Below are 22,564 nucleotides of genomic sequence, written 5' to 3' on the forward strand. Positions count from 1 at the left end.
ATGAAAATAAAATGTATCATAACAGATGATGAACCCATGGCTAGAAAGGGGTTACGGGGTTATATCGAAAAAATAGAATTTCTCACACTGGTCGGCGAATGTGAAGATGCTATTCAGTTAAACACAATGCTGAAGAACCAACAGGTCGACCTTATCTTCCTCGATATTGAAATGCCTGAAATGACAGGACTGGAATTGCTATCAAACATAACCAACCCGCCTAAGGTTATCATCGTATCGGCTTATGAGCAATATGCCCTTAAAGGATATGAGTTCGAAGTAGTGGATTATCTTCTGAAACCGGTATCCTTCGATCGCTTCCTAAAATCAGCAAACAGGATTCACGCCCTGTTGCAAACAGAACAGAAAGAAGCTGACGATTACATATTCGTAAAGAGCGACAAGCAGTTGAAGAAGATTCTGTTCAAAGATATCCTCTTTATCGAAAGCATGGAAAACTATGTTATCATCCAAACTGTGTCCTCTAAAGAAATAGTGTACACCACCCTGAAACAGATCCATGAATCGTTGCCACAGGATATCTTTCAACAGACCCACCGGTCATATATTGTAAATATCAACCAGGTAAATGCTATCGACGGAAATCTGCTGAACGTAAACTCATACAAAATACCCGTAGCCCGGAACCTAAAGGATAACATCTTCAACCTGATACTGAATAACCGGTTAATAACCAAAGGTTAGACCTATTGTAATCCAGCTATTTCTGTAACCAACGGTTCAGATGATTGCCCGGAGACACGACAACGAACTTATAAAACTGCGATGCCGGTAAAACCTGTAGATCGACCGTATAACTTTTCACGCCGGCCGGAAGTTCCGCGAGCTTAGTCCACTCATCCTTTCCGCCTTCCCTGAACTTATTAGCGGAAGCGGCATAGACTGCGACCGGGGCATTTCCTGTATAGGATTTCCAGGACAACTCCACCGTATTATTATAAGGCAGGGTTTGCAAATCATAAATATCGGTCTGCCCGATAAACGGCATGCCGTCCTGCTCCCAAAGTACAGCCTGCGGAATTTCAAATCCCATATAACGGCAAATGGAAGGAGCGATATCCGTGATAGCCAGGGAGCCTTTTGTAAAATGACTGTTTACAGGGATATTGGTCGAAATCCAGGTAGTACGTTCGCGCCAGGACTGCCCCCCGTGACCGTGACCATTTTCTCCGCGTCCGTGATCGGTGGTAACAACAACCATCCATTCTTCATCAAAGTTTGCTTCGCGGTACTTGACGGCTTCCCAGATACGGGCAACCTGATTGTCGGCCTTCCGGACATATTCGTCGAAGAAAGCCCCGTTTCCGGCAATATGCCCTGCGTCGTCGGTATACCACAGATAAACCCAGCTCAGGTCGGGCGCCTCTTTACGGATACCTTCTGCGGCATCCTTCGATATTTGTTCATCTATATCGAAGATATGCAAATCCTTCTCCTTTTTAGGAAAACGAATTGTATCCAGGTCGTAACCGTCTTTTACATAATCTATTTTAAGATTGTTTGTTTCCTTCTTCCCCTCCCCGATCAACACGGTACGGTTATCCGTCCAACTGGAATAAATGGCTGTTTTATACTCTTTGGGTTGTTCTTTCGCGATCCTGAAGATAGTCCAGTAGTTATAATTGGGTTTCAAGTCCGAATTGCCGCCCACATTATGCTTGTTAAACCAAGTAGATGTCAGCAAATTAGTATATCCGATCGCCGAGATCGTAGCGGTCTGGGAATATCCTCCTATCTCACCTCCGGTATAAGCCCTGCCATAGGCTCCCCTCGACGCTATATCAAAAATCGCCGGAGTATGCAGTCTCTCGATCTGGTCGGCAGGAACCCCGTCGATGATTATATACACTGCCTTCTTCGTCTTGGCAAACAAACCGGCGCAACACAGTACCATCAGTAACAAAGAATAAAAACGTCTCATAACTATCTCCCCCTATTGATTATTAATGAAGTCCTAAAAGTACACAATTATTTTATTTAATGAAATAAAGAACGGCATAAATCAAACTAACCGGAAAGACATGACTATTTAGTTTGTTTGTCATAGACTTTTCGTATTTTTCTCCCTTATTCTATTTCTTTTGAGCAAGCTAAAAATCAATTTTCAGCATGCATAAATTTAATTTCCGGCATGCTCAAAATTAAATTTATGCATGCCGGAATGAATAAAAATACAAGAGGTAAGAACTAAATAGTAATATAGAAAAGATTAAAATACGATGTCTTCCGTTCTAATTGTTTACCTACCTTTGCGACCGGAACAATGATATACCCGTCGCGGTTATAAAAGGAAAACGATTATGAGACGCAAACTTTATTTTACATCTTTACTTATTCTACTGGCAGTCAGCCTGTATGCCCAATATGTACCCGATGTGCTGGGAGACGGATACCTGCGTCGTACTTTTCAAATGCCTGACGATTACGAAGGGAAAGTGGTCTGTACGCTGGTCAAGAAGCCCCAGTTGCCCGATGTAAAACAGGCGGTCCTGTATATTCATGGTTACAACGATTACTTTTTTCAGAAGCAACTGGGCGATAGCGTGAATGCACACGGCTACAACTTCTATGCGATGGACCTGCGAAAATACGGGCGTTCCATCCTCCCCAACCAGAATCCGTTTTTCTGCAAAAGCCTTACGGAGTATTTCGCGGATATCGATACGGCACTGGCAACCATACGTTCGGAAGGGAATGACAGAATCCTGTTGATGGCCCATTCCACGGGAGGATTGATCACACCATTATACCTGGATAGCAAAAAGGATAACCTTCCGGTCGACGGGTTGATATTGAACAGTCCTTTCCTCGACTGGAACTTCGGATGGTTTATGGAAAAGGTTGCTATTCCGGCTGTGGCATTTATAGGGAGATTCTTGCCGAACCTGACCGTACAAGGCTATGGTATTGCATCTTACGCACACAGCCTGTTGAAGCAGTTCAAAGGGGAATGGGAATACGATACAAACTGGAAGATGATTAACGGGCATCCTAAAAAGGCTGGCTGGATAAAGGCTATTCAGGAAGGGCAACGAAAAGTAAGGAAAGGCCTGCACCTGGATTGTCCGGTTCTGGTCATGTCGTCCGACAAGTCATATCCGGAGACTAAAGAATGGCATAACGAATATCTATCTTCCGACATAGTACTGGATGTACACGATATTCAGAAGTATGCTCCGAAGCTGGGAGAGTATGTGACCCGCGACACGATACCGAACGGCATCCATGACCTGATACTCTCCGAAAAAGAATCCCGCGACCACACCTACCGGACGGTTTTCGACTGGATGAACCGGAAAGGCTTCTGATCATTTTCTGCCGAGAGCCGAGATATGTTGCTTCATCTGGTTATTCATATCTTCCAGAATGTAACGGTTGACATAACTAAAGCTAAAACGGAAAAAGTAATCGCGTAACGTCCCGGCATTGGCGGGAGAAGCCAGGCTATGCAGATGGTTCAGCGCGATAAAAGTATACCCCTCACGGGAGATGCGGTTGTAAAACTCAATTTTAGTCCGGTCCAGTGCGATAATATCCCCGTCGCTTTCGGCGAAACCGTTCATCGCTTCCTCCCAGGTGATCTGTGTACGTTCTTCATAAACGGCCCAGCGGTACACATCCTTGCCGTTTACCTTTTCGGGCAGTGTGTTCGAATGGTGAACCAGGATATAGTCGTTTCGCATATCGCTGTCACTGTGAATCCAGATATCCAATACCTTATATTGTGCTGAGTTATCGAACTTGATATATCCGTTCTTGCATATCTGAGGAGAAAAGACATTCCGCTCCACATCCGTGAAATAGATCAGGTTGCTGCCAAAGAAGTCTTTTCTGGAGACAAACTCGGAAAAGAGTTTTGTGATCTTTGCCTGGTCCGAACAATGGACAAACTCGGGAAGTTCCTTAGGAAAGTTCTTCCGGCAGATCAGGCTGAACTCTTTCAATAATTCACTCGGATCACGTTCTTTCTGGATCTCTACAAAAGCCAATATCTCATCCACCGAACGGAAGCGCCGGCTGTTATCCTGTGTCAGGCAACGTTCCACGATCTGGTCATACAGTTTCAATGCCGGGAAAACCTTGCTTATGCCAGCGTCGTTGCTGGTATTTCCGAAAGCATACCATTGCAGTACCTCTCCGATCGCGGTGATATCTGAATAACCGGCATCGTTATTCTCCAGGATAGAGACATCCGTCAGGACAAAATCATTATGATCGTCCACCAGGATATTACGGGGAGTTATAGCTCCATGGCTGATTCCCATGCTATGCAGGAACTGTACGGTGTTCGTCAGGAAACGGAACAACTTTAGGAAAGTATCCATCGAAAGTATACTCCGGTATTCTTCCAACGAACATTTATACAATTTCATCACAAGGACCGGTATTTCCTCCCCTTCGACAGTCACGATATCAAAGTCGGCATACTGGACAATGTTATTTCTTGTCTCCAAAAGCGATATTTCCAGGTATCTTGCTTTAAGTTTATTTAACCACTTCCCTTTTCTTGAGTCATCACCATTAAACAAAAAGAATTTCAAGGCAACATCTTTTCCATTCATTCTCGCTTTGAAGACTATGCCTGCCTCATTCCTCCCTAAAGGTTTGGAATCTAACTGACATTCCCCCAAAGATAATGAAATTCTATACTTTTCAGCATCAAGAAATTCAAACAAAAGTAGCTTATCATCCATATCAAACGTTGTAAATCAAGCAGTGACAACAAAGATACAATTATATTTGTATTTTTATAATGCTTAAGCTTCTTTTTTAAATGAGTCTCTTGAAGCATTATATTTATCATTACCTTTGTTGCGGACAAAAAAGTAAATTAAATGAAAGCCTTACATATTATATTAATAGGAATAAGTTTGCTTAGTATTTCTGTTCGCAGTTATTCCCAGATCAACAAGATACAAGATTCCACGATTTATAAAGCCGAGCTGTTCGGTTCGGCAGCAACCGGTTCGAACACCCCGTTCTGGATGGTCAGCAACCGCTATGGAGTTGTTCCGTTGGATGCAGGAAACGGGCTTTTAAATGCAGGAGTTTTTCATAACCAGCATTTCGGTTCGAAGTTCTACTGGGGCGCAGGGTTGGATCTCGTTGCAGCCGTACCACGCCACCGTAATGTTTTCATTCAACAGGCTTATGCGGAAATAGGATACAGAAGCATGCTGCTCAGCATTGGAAGTAAGGAACGGTATAATTCGTTATGGGACCGTAACCTGAGTTCGGGTGATATGACTCAATCGGCTAATGCCCGTCCTATCCCGGAAATTAATATCAGTATGCCTGAATTTACATTAGTTCCCTTAACTAAAGGGTGGCTACAGGTGAGAGGTGATTTTGCCGTCGGCAAGTCATTCGATACCGATTACCTGAAAGATTTCGCCAACTCGAAACAGACTTATGTGAAGAATGTATTATGGCATCATAAATCCTTCTTCTTCCGTATCAAGGACACAGAAAATAATTTTCCTTTATCCTTCACAGCCGGTGTTCAGCATTTTGCCCAATGGGGAGGTACTTCCACTAATCCTAGAATCGGCAAGCAACCACAATCTTTTAAAGATTTCATAAGAGTCATTTTTGGACAAAAGGGAGGTGAAGATGCTACAGATTCCGATCAGATTAACGTATTGGGTAGTCACTACGGTTCTTACGATTTCAAATTAAGTTACACACAAAAGGACTGGGGAGGACATTTTTATTATCAACATTATTTCAATGATAAGTCGGGGATGGAATTTGCCAATAAAACGGACGGCTTATGGGGTATTCAAGTCGATTTACCGACTATTCCCTGGCTAAATAAAATTGTAGCCGAATATCTGGTAACAATGAATCAAAGTGGACCGATGCACTTTATCACATTCGACCGTGATAAATGGAAAGGCGGCCGAGGAGGCGGAAACGATGATTATTATAATAATGGAGAATACCGGACAGGTTTTTCTTATTTTAACCGTGGAGTAGGTTCACCACTGATTCCCGCACCGGAATATAACACAGACGGTACTTTAGGCTTTGAGAACAATCGTGTTAAAAGCTGGCATTTTGGAGCAGAAGGCAATATTAACGCCCTCCTGTCCTACCGCGTATTATTCACGGCAATGAACGGTTGGGGGACCTCTTATTTCCCATATCTGAATAAGAAATACGGCACTTCCAGCCTGGTCGATATCAACTACACGCATCCCCGGTTAAAAGGATGGCAGTTTACCGGATCAGTAGCAGCCGATACCGGAACGATGCTGGGCAAGAGTGTCGGGTTCAGTCTGGGTGTAACCAAGACTGGTTTATTGAAAGCATGGAACTAATTTCACTTATACTTCTCCCATAAGGCAGAAGTAATGATCGCCTGCGTCCGGTCTGCAAATTGCTGCATCCCTTTATGGGAAGGGTCCATATCTTCCGTTGAAATAGCCGGATGAATGATCATCTCCATTTTATGCCGGTGCACATTCAGCGATCCGATCGGCAAGACATCAAAAGGTCCGTTCAATGTAATCGGCACAATCGGCAAATGTTGATCGAGAGCCATCTGGTAAGCACCTTTTTTAAAACGGATCATTTTCCCGGTATAGGTCCTTGAACCTTCCGGAAAGACAACAACAGAGGCACCATTTTCAGGCATCGTTCCGCTTCCTGCACACTGCGGGCTGCTGCTTTAGGCGTAGAGTTATCCACAAATATAAAACCAGCAGCACGACAGGCGGCTCCCACAAAAGGAATCTTTCCAATCCCGGCCTTCATCACCCACTTGATCGGGACGCCCAGAAAACCATAAATAAGAAAAATATCAAATGCCCCCTGATGATTTGAGACGAACACGTATGATTGTTTACGATCTATATTTTCCCGACCTCTTACTTTTACCGGACAGAGTGCCAGATAACACGTCAGCCGGGACCAGATCATACCCGGGTAATAAGCAAAAATCTTTTCTCCCCCCAGCAAACAACCAGCGATGACAGTTAAGGCTGTAACGATCGTGAGCACCAGAAAGACAGGCACAAAAAACAGCCATAAATAAACTAAGTAAAGTATTCGTATCATATATAACTGTATTGATCCTACAAATATAACCGCTAAATTTGATGGATTCATTATTTTTATTCTAAAATATTTTTGCAATCGGGTTATTATTACTTTATTTGCGGTAGAAAAGAAAATTATTATAAAAACATCTATAACCATGAGCGAATTAGTCAAAAATCTTGGGGTAATCGTACTCCTAATCGGTGTAATCATCCTGCTGTACCGGCTATTACCGGAGGTGTAACCAACACTATCCTTATCGCAGGTTTGGCAGTCATCATCCTTGGTTACGTCGGTCACATTGTTATCAACAAGAAGATGGAGTAACACACACAAGCTTCAAAAAATTAAAAAGGGACCGTTTCTGATAATTGAAACGATCCCTTTTTAGTTTAAGAAACACGAGAAATCAGGCTTCTCCCTGAACGCCTCCCATCGGTGGAATAAAATCTTCAAAATTAGCCGTCTTATTTCCTCCTTTCAACTGTTCTTCATATTTTGCCAGGTTATCCTGCAATGCAAAAAACAAGCGCTTCGCATTATCCGGAGTCAGGATCACACGACTTTTCACCTGTGCCTTCGGAGCTCCCGGTACCACACGGATAAAGTCGAGTATAAACTCTGATGTTGAATGTGAAATAATTGCCAGGTTTGCATAAGTACCCTGTGCCATTTCTTCTGACAGTTCTACCTGTATCTCGTTAGAAGGTTTGTTATTGTTCTCCATTTTCTTTATGTTTTATGTTTAACAAATCGAACGCAAATATACTGATATAAGAAGTATCCATGAAATATATTGGAAATAAAAAGGGCCACCTTCACAGGCGACCCTTTTCCAGTTGTGTTTTTAATTCTCAATTCTTTAGACCAATGTAAAAAAAATACCTTATTGTGTTTAATATTTATTATCCTGACTTTTAGGTTAAGGTTTTTTTCTGTTCAGATGTATATCTACATTCAGAACGATACAAAGATACAAACTGTAGAAAAAAACACCAAACACAAATTAGTCATTAACTTATATTTCTCCGATAATTAACAAAATAAAACACATATAAAATAGCTCATAAATAGATTTGCTCCGAAGTGCATTTCATTACAGACCAATATTTTCTATTTAATTACCAAAGTTGCAATAACCGGACAATGATCGGACGGATAAAGATGATTAAGTGTATCTGTAAGCACACCGTTAGTCAAAACCTTTATGTCTCCTTTCATGAAAATATAATCGATCCATTCTCTCTTTTCAAGAGGAATACGTCCATAGTCATGGAAAGTCCATTCCGGGCCATATTTCAAATCTGCCACTTCACGGGTATGGATCACATGGCGTGGATCACTTGTATCTGTCAATACTTTTATCGGATCATCATCCGGAGTCGCATTAAAGTCGCCTGTCACAATAACCGGTAAGCCTTTAGAGAGCTTATGTGCTTCGTCCAGACTAATGAAGCTCCCTCATGGCGGGCTACTTTCCCCATATGATCCAGATGAGTGTTCAGGAAGAAAAACTTTTTCCCTGATTCTTTATCTTTAAAGATACCCCAGGTAGCAACACGTTCGCAAGCGGCATCCCAACCTTTTTTACCTATGGCATTCATATCTTCCGCCAACCAGAAATTACCACTGTCTTCAAGTTCAAAACGGTCTTTTTTATAGATAATCGGAGCATATTCACCTTTGGTCTTTCCATCTTCCCGGCCAACACCGACATAGGCATATTCCGGCAGACGTGTCAAAAGATCTGTAAGCTGGTGATTCAACACTTCCTGCGCTCCAAAGATGTCCGTATTATAAAATTCAACCAGATTAGCTGCTAAATCCTTTCGGTTACTCCACTGATTATCTCCGTCAGCATTCGTATCCATACGAATATTGAACGTCATTACCTTCAAAGGAGCATCCGGCTGTTTAGCCGACAAAAAGCCTGCAAACAATAATACAGACAGAATACTTAACAAAATCTTTTTCATGATACTTTATATATTTAGTTAATATAGGCGACAGACAAAAGTAAGATATCTATACTGATTAAGCAAATTACTAAAAACAAAAAAGGCTTCCGGAAATAAACCGAAAGCCTTCTTTTATATTATATGATAAGCTATTTACTCACCATCTCTGTCCATCGCATTAAAATCTACAACATTCTTGCGGTTGGCAAAGATACGTTCAAATTCATCTTTAGCGCCGACAACCAACTTGTCGAAATCTCTCTGACCTGTACCAGCCGGGATCAAGTGACCGCAGATAACGTTTTCTTTCAAACCTTCCAGACGGTCTACCTTTCCGTTGATAGCAGCTTCGTTCAACACCTTCGTAGTCTCCTGGAAAGATGCGGCAGACATAAAGCTGTTTGTCTGCAATGCAGCACGTGTAATACCCTGAAGGATCTGATTTGCAGTAGCAGGAACAGCGTCACGAACTTCTACAAGTTTCATGTCACGACGTTTCAACATACTGTTTTCGTCTCTCAACTTACGGGCAGTTACGATCTGACCAGCCTGCATTGTCTGAGAATCTCCCGGATCCATAACAACTTTCTTGCCCCAGATACGATCGTTCTCATCCATTACTTCCAACTTATCAACCACCTGCTGTTCCAGGAAGCGAGTATCTCCCGGATCAACCACTTCTACCTTACGCATCATCTGACGAACGATAACTTCGAAGTGTTTGTCGTTAATCTTCACACCCTGCAGACGGTAAACGTCCTGTACTTCGTTCACGATATATTCCTGAACAGCCGTCGGGCCCTTGATAGCAAGGATATCCGATGGAGTGATAGCACCGTCGGACAATGGCATACCGGCACGGATATAGTCATTTTCCTGAACCAAAAGCTGTTTTGACAATGGCACCATGTACTTCTTCACTTCACCCAACTTAGAGGTTACAGTGATTTCACGATTACCACGTTTGATCTTACCGAATCCAACTTCACCGTCGATTTCAGAAACGACAGCCGGGTTAGACGGGTTACGAGCTTCAAACAACTCGGTAACACGGGGAAGACCACCGGTGATATCACCAGCCTTACCTACTGCACGCGGTATCTTAACCAAAACTTCACCAGCCTTAACAGGATCGCCGTTCTCTTTGACAACGTGAGCGCCCAGCGGCAATGAATAGTTTTTCAGGTAATTACCGTTTTCATCAACGATGTGAGCAGCCGGAGCTTTTGTCTTATCCTTAGATTCGATAATGATCTTTTCTTTCAAACCTGTAGTTTCGTCACTTTCAACTTTGTAAGTAACACCTTCTACAACGCTTTCAAATTCGATCTTACCGGAAACTTCCGATACGATAACAGCATTGAACGGGTCCCATTCAATAATTACGTCACCCTTGCTAATCTTGTCTCCGTTATTGAAGAACAATTTAGAACCGTAAGGGATATTATGAGTCAGTAATACAATCTTCGTATTCGGATCAACGATACGCATTTCAGCCAGACGGCTTACTACTACCTGATACTTCTTACCAGCTGATGCATCATCAGCTTCTACGGCACGAAGTTCGTCGATTTCCAGAATACCGTCGTATTTAGATGTAATACTGTTTTCTGTTGCAATGTTAGATGCGATACCACCGACGTGGAATGTACGCAATGTCAACTGTGTACCCGGCTCCCCGATAGACTGTGCAGCGATAACCCCGACAACTTCACCCTTCTGAACCATACGGCCTGTAGCCAGGTTACGTCCGTAACACTTAGCACAAACACCCTTCTTGGATTCACAGGTAAGTACCGAACGGATTTCCACACTTTCGATAGGAGAATCCTGGATCTGCTTAGCTGCGTCTTCGCGAATTTCTTCACCGGCAGCAACAATCAATTCACCAGTCAACGGATGCTGGATATCATGAACAGATACACGTCCCAAGATACGTTCATACAGAGAAGCGATAACTTCTTCGTTATTCTTCAATTCCGTACAAATCAGACCACGAAGCGTACCACAGTCTTCTTCATTGATGATAACGTCATGCGATACGTCTACCAGACGACGAGTCAGGTAACCGGCATCGGCAGTCTTCAACGCGGTATCGGCCAAACCTTTACGAGCACCGTGGGTAGAGATGAAGTACTCCAACACTGACAAACCTTCTTTAAAGTTTGAAAGGATCGGGTTTTCAATAATCTGACCACCTTCAGCACCACTCTTCTGCGGTTTTGCCATCAAACCACGCATACCGGACAACTGACGAATCTGTTCTTTAGAACCACGGGCACCGGAGTCCATCATCATGAATACAGAGTTAAACCCGTCATTGTCATTTGTCAGCTGTTTCATCAGGATATTAGACAACTTGCTGTTGACGTGTGTCCATGTATCGATAATCTGGTTGTAACGTTCGTTGAAGGTAATGAAACCCATGCTATAGTTAGCCAGGATCTGTTCCACTTCATCGTAACCTTCCTTAACCAGTGCATCTTTTTCAGGCGGGATAAGTACGTCGGCCAGGTTGAACGACAGACCTCCCTTAAATGCCATATAGTAACCCAAGTTCTTAATATCATCCAGGAACTGGGCTGTACGAGCCACGCCACAAATTTTGATCACTTTACCGATAATATCACGAAGCGCCTTCTTACCCAGTACCTCATTGATATAACCAACTTCAAAAGGAACAAATTCATTCACCATCAAACGCCCGACAGAAGTTTCGATCATTTTCTTTACAAGTTTACCGTCTTCTTCTACGTTATCAACGTAAACTTTGATAGGTGCGTGGATATCTACTTTCTTTTCATTATATGCAATAGTTGCTTCTTCCGGCCCGTAGAATACCAGACCTTCTCCCAATGTACCTTTACGCATCTTGGTTATATAGTATAAACCAAGTACCATGTCCTGAGAAGGAACGGTAATAGGTGCACCGTTAGCCGGGTTCAAAATGTTATGAGAAGCAAGCATCAACATCTGTGCTTCCAACACAGCCTCATTTCCTAAAGGTAAGTGAACAGCCATCTGGTCACCGTCGAAGTCGGCGTTGAATGCCGTACAAGCCAACGGGTGCAACTGGATAGCCTTACCTTCGATCAGTTTCGGCTGGAATGCCTGGATACCCAAACGGTGCAGTGTCGGTGCACGGTTCAGCAACACTGGGTGACCTTTCATTACATATTCCAGGATATCCCAAACAACCGGTTCCTTACGGTCAACGATCTTCTTGGCAGACTTAACCGTTTTAACGATACCGCGTTCGATCAATTTACGGATAACGAAAGGTTTATAAAGTTCGGCAGCCATATTCTTCGGCAGACCGCACTCATGCATTTTTAATTCAGGACCTACAACGATAACCGAACGGGCAGAGTAGTCAACACGTTTACCCAACAAGTTCTGACGGAAACGACCTTGTTTACCTTTCAAACTGTCAGACAGAGACTTCAACGGACGGTTAGCATCTGTCTTAACGGCACTCGATTTACGAGAGTTGTCGAACAGAGAGTCCACAGCTTCCTGAAGCATACGTTTTTCATTACGTAAAATTACTTCCGGAGCCTTAATATCGATTAATCGTTTCAGACGGTTATTACGGATAATAACACGACGATACAAATCATTCAAGTCGGATGTAGCGAAACGTCCGCCATCCAACGGAACCAACGGACGCAATTCCGGTGGAATAACAGGAACGACCTTTACGATCATCCATTCAGGTTTATTGCGGCCTCTGGATGCACGGAAAGATTCAACAACCTGTAAACGTTTCAACGCTTCGTTCTTACGTTGCTGTGAACCGTCCGTACTTGCACGGTGACGCAGTTCGTAAGATAGAGAATCCAAATCCAGACGAGCCAGCAAATCATAAACGGCTTCAGCACCGATCTTTGCTATGAACTTATTAGGATCCGTATCTTCCAGCATCTGGTTTTCCTTTGGCAGGTTATCCAGAATCTGCAAGTATTCTTCTTCCGAAAGCAGGTCTAATTCAGCAACAGTGTCTACACAACCCGGCTGAATAACCACATAACGTTCATAATAAATGATAGAATCCAGTTTCTTGGTAGGCAAGCCTAACAGATACCCGATTTTGTTGGGTAGAGAACGGAAATACCAGATATGAGCGACAGGAACAACCAGATGGATATGTCCCATACGTTCGCGACGCACTTTCTTCTCTGTAACTTCTACCCCGCAACGATCGCAGACAATACCTTTATAACGGATACGTTATATTTTCCGCAATGACACTCATAGTCCTTGATCGGACCGAAGATACGTTCGCAGAAAAGACCGTCGCGCTCAGGTTTGTACGTACGATAGTTAATCGTTTCCGGTTTCAAAACTTCACCACTAGAGTTTTCAAGAATCTCTTCAGGAGAAGCCAGACCGATGGTTATTTTTGAAAAGTTACTCTTTATCTTGTTTTCTTTTCTAAAGGCCATATTGTTTATTTATAAAGAGTTATCAATAGATAAAGTAGATGAGCCGAAACCCACCTACTTATATTGTTGTTGAATTAATCCAGAGTAAAGCTTAAACCTAAACCTCTCAGCTCATGGAGCAATACATTCAGAGATTCCGGAATACCCGGTTGTGGCATCGGATCACCCTTCACAATTGCTTCGTAAGCTTTAGAACGTCCTACAACGTCGTCAGACTTAATTGTAAGAATTTCCTGAAGAACATGTGCGGCACCGAAGGCTTCCAGTGCCCAAACTTCCATTCTCCGAAACGCTGACCACCAAACTGAGCTTTACCACCCAGAGGCTGTTGAGTAATCAAAGAGTACGGACCGATTGAACGGGCATGCATCTTATCATCAACCATGTGACCCAGTTTCAGGAAGTAAGTAACACCTACTGTTGCCGGCTGGTCGAAACGCTCACCGGTTCCACCATCGTACAGGTAAGACTTACCATACCGCGGAATACCTGCTTTGTCGGTCATCTCGTTCAGGTCATCCAGTGATGCACCGTCGAAAATCGGAGTAGCAAATTTCACACCCATCGTTCTACCGGCCCAACCTAATACAGCTTCGAAAATCTGTCCCAGGTTCATACGGGAAGGCACACCCAGCGGGTTCAAACAGATATCAACCGGAGTTCCATCTTCCAGGAACGGCATATCTTCCTGACGAACGATCTTGGAAACAATACCTTTGTTACCGTGGCGACCGGCCATCTTATCACCTACCTGAATCTTACGTTTCTTAGCAATATAAACCTTCGCCATCTGAACGATACCTGTCGGCAGTTCATCACCGATAGTAAGGTCGAATTTCTTACGTCTCAGTTCGGCATCCAGTTCTTTATATTTCTTCAGATAGTTCAGGATCACCTGCTTGATAAGTTCGTTCTTATCAGCATCGGCAGTCCATTTACTAACCTGAACAGCATTGTAATCCAGATCTTCCAAAGCCTTGCGGGAGAACTTAGCGCCCTTCGCAATCACTTCAGTATTCATGTAGTCTTTAACACCCTGAGAAACTTTATTGTTAGTAAGCGTCAATAACTTTTCTACCAGTAAGTTCTTCAGGTCAGCCATCTTCATTTCATATTCTTCATCCAACTTCGGAAGAATAGCCTTATCTGTCAGTCTTGACTTACGTTTCTTAACAGCTTTTGAGAATAAAGCCGTATCGATAACAACACCACGAAGAGACGGAGTCGCTTTCAAAGAAGCATCTTTCACATCACCAGCCTTATCACCGAAGATTGCACGCAGCAATTTTTCTTCAGGAGAAGGATCTGATTCGCCCTTCGGAGTAATCTTACCGATCAGAATGTCACCCGGTTCGATACGGGCACCCACACGAACGATACCTCTTTCATCCAAATCCTTTGTAGCTTCTTCACTAACATTAGGAATATCAGATGTAAGCTCTTCCATACCACGTTTAGTTTCGCGAACTTCAAGGATATATTCATCCACGTGAACAGAAGTAAAGAAATCCTCACGAACCATACGTTCGTTCAGTACGATAGCATCCTCATAGTTGTAACCTTTCCAAGGCATGTAAGCCACTTTCACGTTACGTCCCAAAGCAAGTTCACCCTGTTGAGTTGAATAACCTTCAGTCAGGATATCACCAGCCTCTACACGCTGGCCACGGTGACAAATTGGACGAAGGTCTACAGTCGTACTCTGGTTAGTCTTACGCCACTTCGGAATAACATAGGTCTTAACCGCATCTTCGAAGCTTACGAAATCTTCGTCTTCAGTACGGTCATATTTAATCTTGATACAAGTTGCATCAACAAAAACAACTTCACCGGGACGTTCTGCCATGATCTGAGTACGAGAGTCGCGAGCAACCTGTGCTTCAATACCTGTACCAACGATCGGTGCATCCGTACGCAACAAAGGAACTGCCTGACGCATCATGTTAGATCCCATCAATGCACGGTTAGCATCGTCATGTTCCAGGAACGGAATCAAAGAAGCTGCGATAGAAGCAATCTGCTGTGGAGCAACGTCCATCAAGTCAACTTCTGAAGGCGGCACAACAGGGAAGTCTGCTTCAAAACGAGCTTTAACCCTTTCTAGAATAAACTTACCGTTTTCATCCAACGGAGCATTACCCTGTGCAATGGTCATTTCTTCTTCCTCTTCCGCTGTATAATATTGCAAAGAATCTTCTGAAAAATCTACCTTACCATCTACTACTTTACGATATGGGGTAGAAATAAATCCCAGGTCATTGATTTTTGCATATACACAAAGAGAAGAGATCAAACCAATGTTCGGTCCTTCCGGTGTTTCAATCGGACAAAGACGGCCATAGTGTGTATAGTGAACGTCACGAACCTCGAATCCGGCACGCTCTCTTGACAAACCACCCGGTCCAAGGGCAGACAGACGACGTTTGTGAGTAATTTCAGCTAACGGGTTTGTCTGATCCATAAACTGCGACAAAGCATTCGTTCCGAAGAAAGAGTTAACCACAGAAGAGATAGTCTTCGCGTTAATCAAATCGATCGGAGTAAATACTTCATTGTCGCGAACGTTCATACGCTCACGTACAGTACGTGACATACGAGCCAGACCGATACCGAACTGGTTGTATAACTGTTCACCAACAGTACGAACACGACGATTACTTAAGTGGTCGATATCATCCACGATCGCTTTTGAGTTAATCAATTCGATCAGATACTTGATGATCTCGATTATATCTTCTTTTGTCAGAACCTTAACATCATCACTGGTAGTAAGGTTCAACTTTTTATTAATCCTGTAACGGCCTACTTCACCTAAATCATAACGTTTTTCAGAGAAGAACAGGTTCTGTATAACTTCACGGGCACTTGCTTCGTCTGCAGGTTCTGCATTACGCAACTGACGGTAAATATACAATACAGCCTCTTTTTCAGAGTTACTGGGGTCCTTCTGAAGCGTATTATAGATGATTGCATAATCTGAAAGATTCTGGTCTTCACGATGTAATAATACATTTTGTGTACCAGATTCCAGAATTGCTTCAATACTGTCGCTATCCAAAACCGATTCACGGTCAATGATAACGTCATTACGTTCAATAGAAACAACTTCGCCAGTATCTTCATCTACGAAATCTTCCACCCAGGTTTTCAATACACGGGCGGCCAGCTTACGACCGATCAGTTTCTTCAGGTTTGCTTTCGAAACTTTTACTTCTTCAGCCAGGTTAAAGATTTCAAGAATATCTTTATCGCTTTCAAAACCAATAGCTCTTAAAAGGGTAGTTACAGGTAATTTCTTTTTACGGTCGATATATGCATACATCACATTGTTAATGTCTGTTGCAAATTCGATCCATGAGCCTTTAAACGGAATGATACGTGCCGAATACAATTTCGTACCGTTAGCATGTGTACTCTGACCAAAGAATACACCCGGAGAACGGTGTAGCTGTGAAACAACAACACGCTCAGCACCATTTATCACAAAAGTTCCGCGATCAGTCATATAAGGGATCGGGCCCAGATATACATCCTGGATAACCGTATCGAAATCCTCATGATCCGGGTCTGTACAATACAGTTTTAACTTTGCTTTTAAAGGCACACTATAGGTTAATCCACGCGCAATACATTCATCTATGCAGTAACGGGGCGGATCGATATAGTAATCTAAGAACTCCAACACAAAGTTGTTTCTGGTATCTGCAATAGGAAAATTCTCTGCAAACACCTTATACAAACCCTCCTTCTTTCTCTTCTCAGGAGGTGTGTCAAGTTGAAGAAAGTCTTGGAATGACTTCAATTGAACTTCGAGAAAGTCCGGATACGGAAACTGATTCTTAATCGAAGCAAAATTAACTCTTTGGTTTTCAGCTGTTGAAGACATCTAGTAAGGAATTTATTGAACTTATTGAAATTATAGACACAAAAAGGTTAAGAATCTCCTTTGAGGGAGACTCTTAACCAAATCACCTGGAAACCAGGTTATAAATACTATTTAAGCTCAACTTCAGCTCCAGCTTCTTCCAACTGTTTCTTTAATCCTTCAGCGTCAGCTTTAGCGATTCCTTCTTTGATTGCGCTAGGTGCACCGTCAACTAAATCTTTAGCTTCTTTCAAACCAAGACCAGTTAATTCTTTTACTGCCTTAACAACAGCCAATTTGTTTGCACCGGGTGCTTTCAAAATTACATCGAAAGAAGTCTTTTCTTCTTCTGCAGCAGCAGCGCCACCAGCAGCAGGACCAGCAACAGCAACAGCTGCAGCAGCAGGTTCAATACCATATTCTTCTTTAAGGATTGTAGCCAGTTCGCTAACTTCTTTTACGGTCAGGTTTACTAATTGTTCTGCAAAAGCTTTCAAATCTGCCATTTTTGTATGATTTAAATGATTGTTTACTGTAAAAAATTAAATAATTATCTTTCTTCCAAAGTCTTCAACAGACCATGGATAGTTTGTCCTGATGACTGAAGAGCAGAAATAACGTTCTTCGCCGGAGATTGCAACAATGCAATAACGTCGCCGATAAGTTCGTTTTTGCTCTTGATATTTACAAGGGCTTCCAGGTTTTCAGCACCGACATAGAAACTTTCCTGTACATAGGCAGCTTTCAATTCGGGTTTAGCGATTTCGCCTTTCTTGGCACCTTTAGTAAATTCTTTTATCAGACGAGCAGGAGCGTTAGCTGTCTGTGAAAACATAACAGCTGTATTGCCTTTCAAAGCAACCTGCAGCGGTGAAAAATCACCACCTACATTTTCCAGTGCTTTTTTAAGCAAGTTGTTCTTAACAACAACCAACTTGATTTCCTGTTTGAAACATTCTCTTCTCAATTTGCTTGTTTTCTCAGCATCCAATGCTTCGATATCAGTCAAATAGAAATTAGGATATTCCTTTACAGTTTCTGTAAGCTGGCTTATAACTATGCCTTTATCTTCCTTTTTCATTGTCCAACAATTTTAAATTAGTTTTCTTCAACTGATTTCGGGTCAATCTTAATACCCGCGCTCATTGTACTAGAAAGATAAATGCTCTTTATATATGTACCTTTAGCTGCAGACGGTTTCAACTTCAAAAGAGTTGAAATAAATTCCTTAGCGTTATCACGAATCTGATCGGCATTGAAAGATACCTTTCCGATTGATGTATGAACGATACCAGATTTGTCTACTTTAAAGTCGATCTTACCTTGCTTAACTTCCTTCACTGCGTTACCGATTTCATTGGTAACCGTACCGCTCTTAGGGTTAGGCATCAAACCACGAGGGCCTAATACGCGACCTAAAGCACCGATCTTACCCATGATAGAAGGCATAGTGATGATAACGTCAATATCAGTCCAACCACCTTTAATTTTGTCAATATACTCATCCAAGCCAACATAGTCAGCTCCAGCAGCAGTTGCTTCAGCTTCCTTGTCTGGTGTACATAATGCGAGAACCCTAACTTGTTTTCCTGTTCCGTGAGGCAATGAAACCACGCCTCTAACCATTTGATTGGCCTTACGGGGGTCAACTCCTAAACGAACATCCACATCTACAGATGCATCAAACTTAGTAGTAGTAATTTCTTTTACTAATGCCGATGCTTCTTTTAATGTATATGCTTTCCCAGCTTCAATCTTGCCCAAAGCCAACTTTTGATTTTTTGTCAGTTTACTCATTTCAATTGAAGTTTATTAATTATTACCCGGGAATGTCCCTTTAACAGTGATACCCATACTTCTAGCTGTTCCGGCAACCATTTTCATGGCAGCTTCAACAGTAAAACAGTTCAAGTCGACCAATTTGTCTTCTGCAATAGTTTTTACCTGATCCCAAGAGATTTCTGCAATCTTCTTACGGTTCGGCTCAGCAGAACCACTCTTCTGTTTAGATGCTTCCAATAACTGGATAGCAACAGGAGGGGTTTTAACGACAAAGTCGAAAGACTTATCAGCATAGTAAGTAATTACCACAGGTAATATCTTACCAGCCTTGTCTTGGGTTCTGGCATTAAATTGCTTGCAAAACTCCATAATATTAATACCCTTAGAACCTAAGGCAGGTCCTACTGGGGGAGAAGGGTTTGCTGCTCCTCCTTTAATCTGCAATTTGATTTGTCCAGCAACTTCTTTAGCCATTTTTCTAAAATTTAGATATATAACATCAATAACAGAAAGAAAATACTTCTCGTAACAAAAGCATTACTCCTTCTCAACTTGCATATAGCCCAACTCAAGCGGGGTTTTACGTCCGAAGACCTTCACCATCACTTTAAGTTTCTTTTTCTCGGCGTTGACTTCTTCGATTACACCCGTAAAACCGCTGAACGGTCCGAAGGTGATCTTAACACTCTCGCCAACATAAAATTGGACATCCAGTTCTTCCTGTTGATCCTGCAATTCGTCAACCGTACCTAAAATACGATTCACTTCAGAAGGACGCAACGGAACCGGATTATCAGACCCGCCCAAAAATCCGATTACATTGGGTATGTTTCTTAATCGATGAGCGACTTCTCCGACTAATGCTGCTTCTACCAATACATAACCTGGCAAGTAAGCTCTTTCTTTCATCACTTTCTTACCATTACGCACCGTAAAAGTCTTCTCCGTAGGTATCAGAACCTGGTTGACATATTCACCCAGATCTGTATTCTTCAACTCAGCCTCGAGATATTCTCTGACTTTATTCTCCTTACCACTGATGGCACGCAGAACATAAAACTTCTTTTGGATATCAGACATATCTAAAACTGATTAAAAGATTTTCTCGTAGAAGAAACGCATTACGCTTTCGAAGCCTAAGTCCACAACAAAGATTACTGCTGCAATTATAAGGGAAGCAAACATAACAACCACAGCACTATTGGAAAGCTCTGTTCTAGTAGGCCAAGAAACTTTATAAACAAGTTCGTTATAAGATTCCTTAATATAAGTAATTATCTTTTTCATCGAATCTATAGATTTTTAGCACGGAAGGAGAGGCTCGAACTCCCGACACCTGGTTTTGGAGACCAGTGCTCTACCAACTGAGCTACTTCCGTAAAATAGCCAGTCCTGTTACAGACTGGCTACATGTATTATGTATGAATTAGTTTTCTAATTCTGTAATCTGACCAGCACCTACTGTACGTCCACCTTCGCGGATTGCGAAACGAAGACCTACGTTACAAGCTACCGGGTAGATCAGTTCAACGTCGATTGTTACGTTATCACCAGGCATAACCATTTCAGTTCCTTCCGGAAGAGTAATTTCACCTGTTACGTCCAATGTACGGATATAGAACTGAGGACGATATTTGTTGTGGAACGGAGTGTGACGACCACCTTCTTCTTTTTTCAAGATATAAACCTCAGCTTTGAAGCGAGAGTGTTCTTTAACCTGTCCCGGGTGACAGATAACCATACCACGTTTAATTTCATTCTTATCAATACCACGAAGCAACAAACCTACGTTGTCACCAGCTTCACCCTGATCCAATAGTTTGCGGAACATTTCCACACCTGTTACAACAGATTTCTTACCTGCTGCACCTAAGCCGATAATCTGAATTTCTTCACCAACCTTCACAATACCTGTTTCGATACGACCTGTAGCAACAGTACCACGACCAGTGATAGAGAAGACGTCCTCAACCGGCATCAAGAATGGTTTATCAACTTCACGCGGAGGCAGCGGAATCCAAGTATCGCAAGCTTCCATCAGCTCCATTACCTTATCTTCCCACTGAGCATCACCATTCAATGCACCCAAAGCTGAACCACGGATGATCGGAGTGTTGTCACCATCGAAATCATAGAATGAAAGTAATTCTCTCATTTCCATTTCAACTAATTCCAACATTTCTTCATCATCAACCATATCACATTTATTCAGGAAAACAACCAGTCTAGGAACGTTTACCTGACGAGCTAACAGAATATGCTCACGAGTTTGAGGCATAGGACCATCAGTAGCAGCACAAACAATGATAGCACCGTCCATCTGAGCAGCACCAGTAACCATGTTCTTAACGTAGTCGGCGTGACCCGGACAGTCTACGTGAGCATAGTGACGATTTGCAGTCTGATACTCTACGTGAGAAGTGTTAATTGTAATACCTCTTTCTTTTTCTTCAGGAGCGTTATCGATAGAATCGAATGAACGCAGTTCTGAAAGACCTTTCTTTGCCAATACTGTTGTGATAGCAGCTGTCAAAGTTGTTTTACCGTGGTCAACGTGACCAATCGTACCAATGTTCACATGTGGTTTCGATCTGTCAAATTTCTCTTTTGCCATAACTTAATTGTTCTTTATTTGATTAATGATCATGTTCTAAATATCATCTTGAGCCGGTGCCGAGACTTGAACTCGGGACCTCTTCCTTACCAAGGAAGTGCTCTACCGCTGAGCTACACAGGCGAAATAAAAAGAGCGGAAGACGGGGCTCAAACCCGCGACCCTCAGCTTGGAAGGCTAATGCTCTATCAACTGAGCTACTTCCGCAATTTTAAATCTTTCACGAACCAATTCTCGCTTAGAATTGTTCCTTAGTAGTGGGCAGTGATGGATTCGAACCACCGAAGTCGAAAGACAGCTGAGTTACAGTCAGCCCCATTTGGCCACTCTGGTAACTGCCCATTTCAAATTTCAATTCTTTTGAGCCTCTTGTCGGATTCGAACCAACGACCCCGAGATTACAAATCACGTGCTCTGGCCAACTGAGCTAAAGAGGCAAACCTTCTTTCTAAAGAAGCCGTTTCGTCGGGTAGGCGAAACGGCTGCAAATTTAGATATTATTTCTTACATACCAAATTTATCTACCGTTTTTTTTATTTGGCTCTGATTTTTTCCTTGAATTTAACTAATTGCTTCTCCAAAGCTTCAACACATTCGTCAATTGACTCTTCAAAAGTGTCGTTTACCTTCTCCGCAAAGCAATCGCCATTCTTTATTTTTAAACGTACAGCAGCCTCTTTATTCTTAGCAGCTTCAGGCTTCACGACCTTCAATGTTACTTCTGCCAATATTATGCCGTCGAAGTATTGCTCCAACTTACTAACTTTCTTCTGAATAAACGCTTCTAACTGCGCTGTAGCGTCAAAATGGATTGCTTGAATTCTAATGTCCATAA

Annotated in this window: 14 protein-coding genes, 5 tRNA genes and 4 pseudogenes; 3 read left to right on the top strand and 20 right to left on the bottom strand. The window is 42.5% G+C overall.

Annotated features, from left to right (window positions below; all coding sequences use genetic code 11):
- Positions 1 to 705: a LytTR family DNA-binding domain-containing protein gene (locus tag DXA15_RS03640; RefSeq protein ID WP_128133165.1), complete on the top strand. Its 705-nt coding sequence runs from the start codon at positions 1 to 3 to the stop codon at positions 703 to 705.
- Between the two features lie 16 nt (positions 706 to 721).
- Here DXA15_RS03640 and DXA15_RS03645 read toward each other — a convergent pair whose 3' ends face one another.
- On the bottom strand, positions 722 to 1,942 hold the full coding sequence (locus DXA15_RS03645; RefSeq protein ID WP_128133166.1) for a hypothetical protein: 1,221 nt from the start codon (positions 1,940 to 1,942) through the stop codon (positions 722 to 724).
- Between the two features lie 379 nt (positions 1,943 to 2,321).
- Here DXA15_RS03645 and DXA15_RS03650 point away from each other — a divergent pair, with 379 nt between their 5' ends.
- Positions 2,322 to 3,329 (top strand): alpha/beta hydrolase, encoded by a 1,008-nt coding sequence (locus DXA15_RS03650; protein ID WP_128133167.1) that lies wholly within the window; start codon positions 2,322 to 2,324, stop codon positions 3,327 to 3,329.
- On the opposite strand, the gene DXA15_RS03655 is transcribed toward DXA15_RS03650, so the two are convergent.
- A complete protein-coding gene (locus DXA15_RS03655; protein ID WP_128133168.1) occupies positions 3,330 to 4,715 on the bottom strand; it encodes a protein kinase in 1,386 nt (461 codons plus the stop codon).
- A 141-nt stretch (positions 4,716 to 4,856) separates the two neighbouring features.
- On the opposite strand from DXA15_RS03655, the gene DXA15_RS03660 reads away from it, so the two are divergent.
- On the top strand, positions 4,857 to 6,344 hold the full coding sequence (locus DXA15_RS03660) for a capsule assembly Wzi family protein (protein ID WP_128133169.1): 1,488 nt from the start codon (positions 4,857 to 4,859) through the stop codon (positions 6,342 to 6,344).
- Between the two features lie 2 nt (positions 6,345 to 6,346).
- Here the strand turns inward: DXA15_RS03660 and DXA15_RS03665 are convergent.
- The 18 genes and pseudogenes from DXA15_RS03665 to raiA form a co-directional block, all read right to left on the bottom strand.
- Positions 6,347 to 7,083 (bottom strand): annotated as a pseudogene (locus DXA15_RS03665) (lysophospholipid acyltransferase family protein).
- 391 nt (positions 7,084 to 7,474) lie between these two features.
- Positions 7,475 to 7,792, bottom strand: a complete 318-nt coding sequence (locus DXA15_RS03670) for a DUF3467 domain-containing protein (protein ID WP_007654170.1) — start codon at positions 7,790 to 7,792, stop codon at positions 7,475 to 7,477.
- A gap of 386 nt (positions 7,793 to 8,178) precedes the next feature.
- Positions 8,179 to 9,041: pseudogene (locus DXA15_RS03675) on the bottom strand (endonuclease/exonuclease/phosphatase family protein).
- Between the two features lie 135 nt (positions 9,042 to 9,176).
- Positions 9,177 to 13,468: pseudogene (gene rpoC, locus DXA15_RS03680) on the bottom strand (DNA-directed RNA polymerase subunit beta').
- A gap of 74 nt (positions 13,469 to 13,542) precedes the next feature.
- Positions 13,543 to 17,354 (bottom strand): annotated as a pseudogene (gene rpoB, locus DXA15_RS03685) (DNA-directed RNA polymerase subunit beta).
- 107 nt (positions 17,355 to 17,461) lie between these two features.
- Complete coding sequence (gene rplL, locus DXA15_RS03690) at positions 17,462 to 17,839, bottom strand: 50S ribosomal protein L7/L12 (protein WP_122356276.1); 378 nt, start codon at positions 17,837 to 17,839, stop codon at positions 17,462 to 17,464.
- Positions 17,840 to 17,883: 44 nt separating this feature from the next.
- Positions 17,884 to 18,414 (bottom strand): 50S ribosomal protein L10, encoded by a 531-nt coding sequence (gene rplJ, locus DXA15_RS03695; protein WP_128133170.1) that lies wholly within the window; start codon positions 18,412 to 18,414, stop codon positions 17,884 to 17,886.
- Positions 18,415 to 18,431: 17 nt separating this feature from the next.
- Positions 18,432 to 19,130 (bottom strand): 50S ribosomal protein L1, encoded by a 699-nt coding sequence (gene rplA, locus DXA15_RS03700; protein WP_128133171.1) that lies wholly within the window; start codon positions 19,128 to 19,130, stop codon positions 18,432 to 18,434.
- A 15-nt stretch (positions 19,131 to 19,145) separates the two neighbouring features.
- On the bottom strand, positions 19,146 to 19,589 hold the full coding sequence (rplK, locus tag DXA15_RS03705; protein ID WP_007654181.1) for a 50S ribosomal protein L11: 444 nt from the start codon (positions 19,587 to 19,589) through the stop codon (positions 19,146 to 19,148).
- A gap of 63 nt (positions 19,590 to 19,652) precedes the next feature.
- Positions 19,653 to 20,195 carry a transcription termination/antitermination protein NusG gene (gene nusG, locus DXA15_RS03710; protein WP_010800483.1) on the bottom strand — a complete coding sequence of 181 codons (543 nt, stop codon included), beginning with the start codon at positions 20,193 to 20,195 and terminating at the stop codon, positions 19,653 to 19,655.
- 12 nt (positions 20,196 to 20,207) lie between these two features.
- Positions 20,208 to 20,402: a preprotein translocase subunit SecE gene (gene secE, locus DXA15_RS03715; RefSeq protein ID WP_007654183.1), complete on the bottom strand. Its 195-nt coding sequence runs from the start codon at positions 20,400 to 20,402 to the stop codon at positions 20,208 to 20,210.
- 19 nt (positions 20,403 to 20,421) lie between these two features.
- Positions 20,422 to 20,494, bottom strand: a tRNA-Trp gene (locus DXA15_RS03720).
- A gap of 47 nt (positions 20,495 to 20,541) precedes the next feature.
- On the bottom strand, positions 20,542 to 21,729 hold the full coding sequence (gene tuf, locus DXA15_RS03725) for an elongation factor Tu (protein WP_128133172.1): 1,188 nt from the start codon (positions 21,727 to 21,729) through the stop codon (positions 20,542 to 20,544).
- 51 nt (positions 21,730 to 21,780) lie between these two features.
- Positions 21,781 to 21,852 (bottom strand) — tRNA-Thr (locus tag DXA15_RS03730).
- An 11-nt stretch (positions 21,853 to 21,863) separates the two neighbouring features.
- A tRNA-Gly gene (locus tag DXA15_RS03735) sits at positions 21,864 to 21,936 on the bottom strand.
- Between the two features lie 51 nt (positions 21,937 to 21,987).
- A tRNA-Tyr gene (locus DXA15_RS03740) sits at positions 21,988 to 22,070 on the bottom strand.
- A gap of 22 nt (positions 22,071 to 22,092) precedes the next feature.
- Positions 22,093 to 22,166 (bottom strand) — tRNA-Thr (locus DXA15_RS03745).
- Between the two features lie 96 nt (positions 22,167 to 22,262).
- On the bottom strand, positions 22,263 to 22,562 hold the full coding sequence (raiA, locus tag DXA15_RS03750) for a ribosome-associated translation inhibitor RaiA (protein WP_007654185.1): 300 nt from the start codon (positions 22,560 to 22,562) through the stop codon (positions 22,263 to 22,265).
- Positions 22,563 to 22,564 lie beyond the last annotated feature (2 nt).

This window comes from Parabacteroides sp. AM58-2XD (genome assembly GCF_003463685.1).
GTDB lineage: Bacteria > Bacteroidota > Bacteroidia > Bacteroidales > Tannerellaceae > Parabacteroides > Parabacteroides segnis.

Excerpts from the sequence above, each read along its gene's own strand:
- DXA15_RS03640 (WP_128133165.1), top strand. The coding sequence starts at position 1 with ATGAAAATAAAATGTATCATAACAGATGATGAACCCATGGCTAGAAAG.
- DXA15_RS03645 (WP_128133166.1), bottom strand. The coding sequence starts at position 1,942 with ATGAGACGTTTTTATTCTTTGTTACTGATGGTACTGTGTTGCGCCGGT.
- DXA15_RS03650 (WP_128133167.1), top strand. The coding sequence starts at position 2,322 with ATGAGACGCAAACTTTATTTTACATCTTTACTTATTCTACTGGCAGTC.
- DXA15_RS03655 (WP_128133168.1), bottom strand. The coding sequence starts at position 4,715 with ATGGATGATAAGCTACTTTTGTTTGAATTTCTTGATGCTGAAAAGTAT.
- DXA15_RS03660 (WP_128133169.1), top strand. The coding sequence starts at position 4,857 with ATGAAAGCCTTACATATTATATTAATAGGAATAAGTTTGCTTAGTATT.
- DXA15_RS03670 (WP_007654170.1), bottom strand. The coding sequence starts at position 7,792 with ATGGAGAACAATAACAAACCTTCTAACGAGATACAGGTAGAACTGTCA.
- rplL (WP_122356276.1), bottom strand. The coding sequence starts at position 17,839 with ATGGCAGATTTGAAAGCTTTTGCAGAACAATTAGTAAACCTGACCGTA.
- rplJ (WP_128133170.1), bottom strand. The coding sequence starts at position 18,414 with ATGAAAAAGGAAGATAAAGGCATAGTTATAAGCCAGCTTACAGAAACT.
- rplA (WP_128133171.1), bottom strand. The coding sequence starts at position 19,130 with ATGAGTAAACTGACAAAAAATCAAAAGTTGGCTTTGGGCAAGATTGAA.
- rplK (WP_007654181.1), bottom strand. The coding sequence starts at position 19,589 with ATGGCTAAAGAAGTTGCTGGACAAATCAAATTGCAGATTAAAGGAGGA.
- nusG (WP_010800483.1), bottom strand. The coding sequence starts at position 20,195 with ATGTCTGATATCCAAAAGAAGTTTTATGTTCTGCGTGCCATCAGTGGT.
- secE (WP_007654183.1), bottom strand. The coding sequence starts at position 20,402 with ATGAAAAAGATAATTACTTATATTAAGGAATCTTATAACGAACTTGTT.
- tuf (WP_128133172.1), bottom strand. The coding sequence starts at position 21,729 with ATGGCAAAAGAGAAATTTGACAGATCGAAACCACATGTGAACATTGGT.
- raiA (WP_007654185.1), bottom strand. The coding sequence starts at position 22,562 with ATGGACATTAGAATTCAAGCAATCCATTTTGACGCTACAGCGCAGTTA.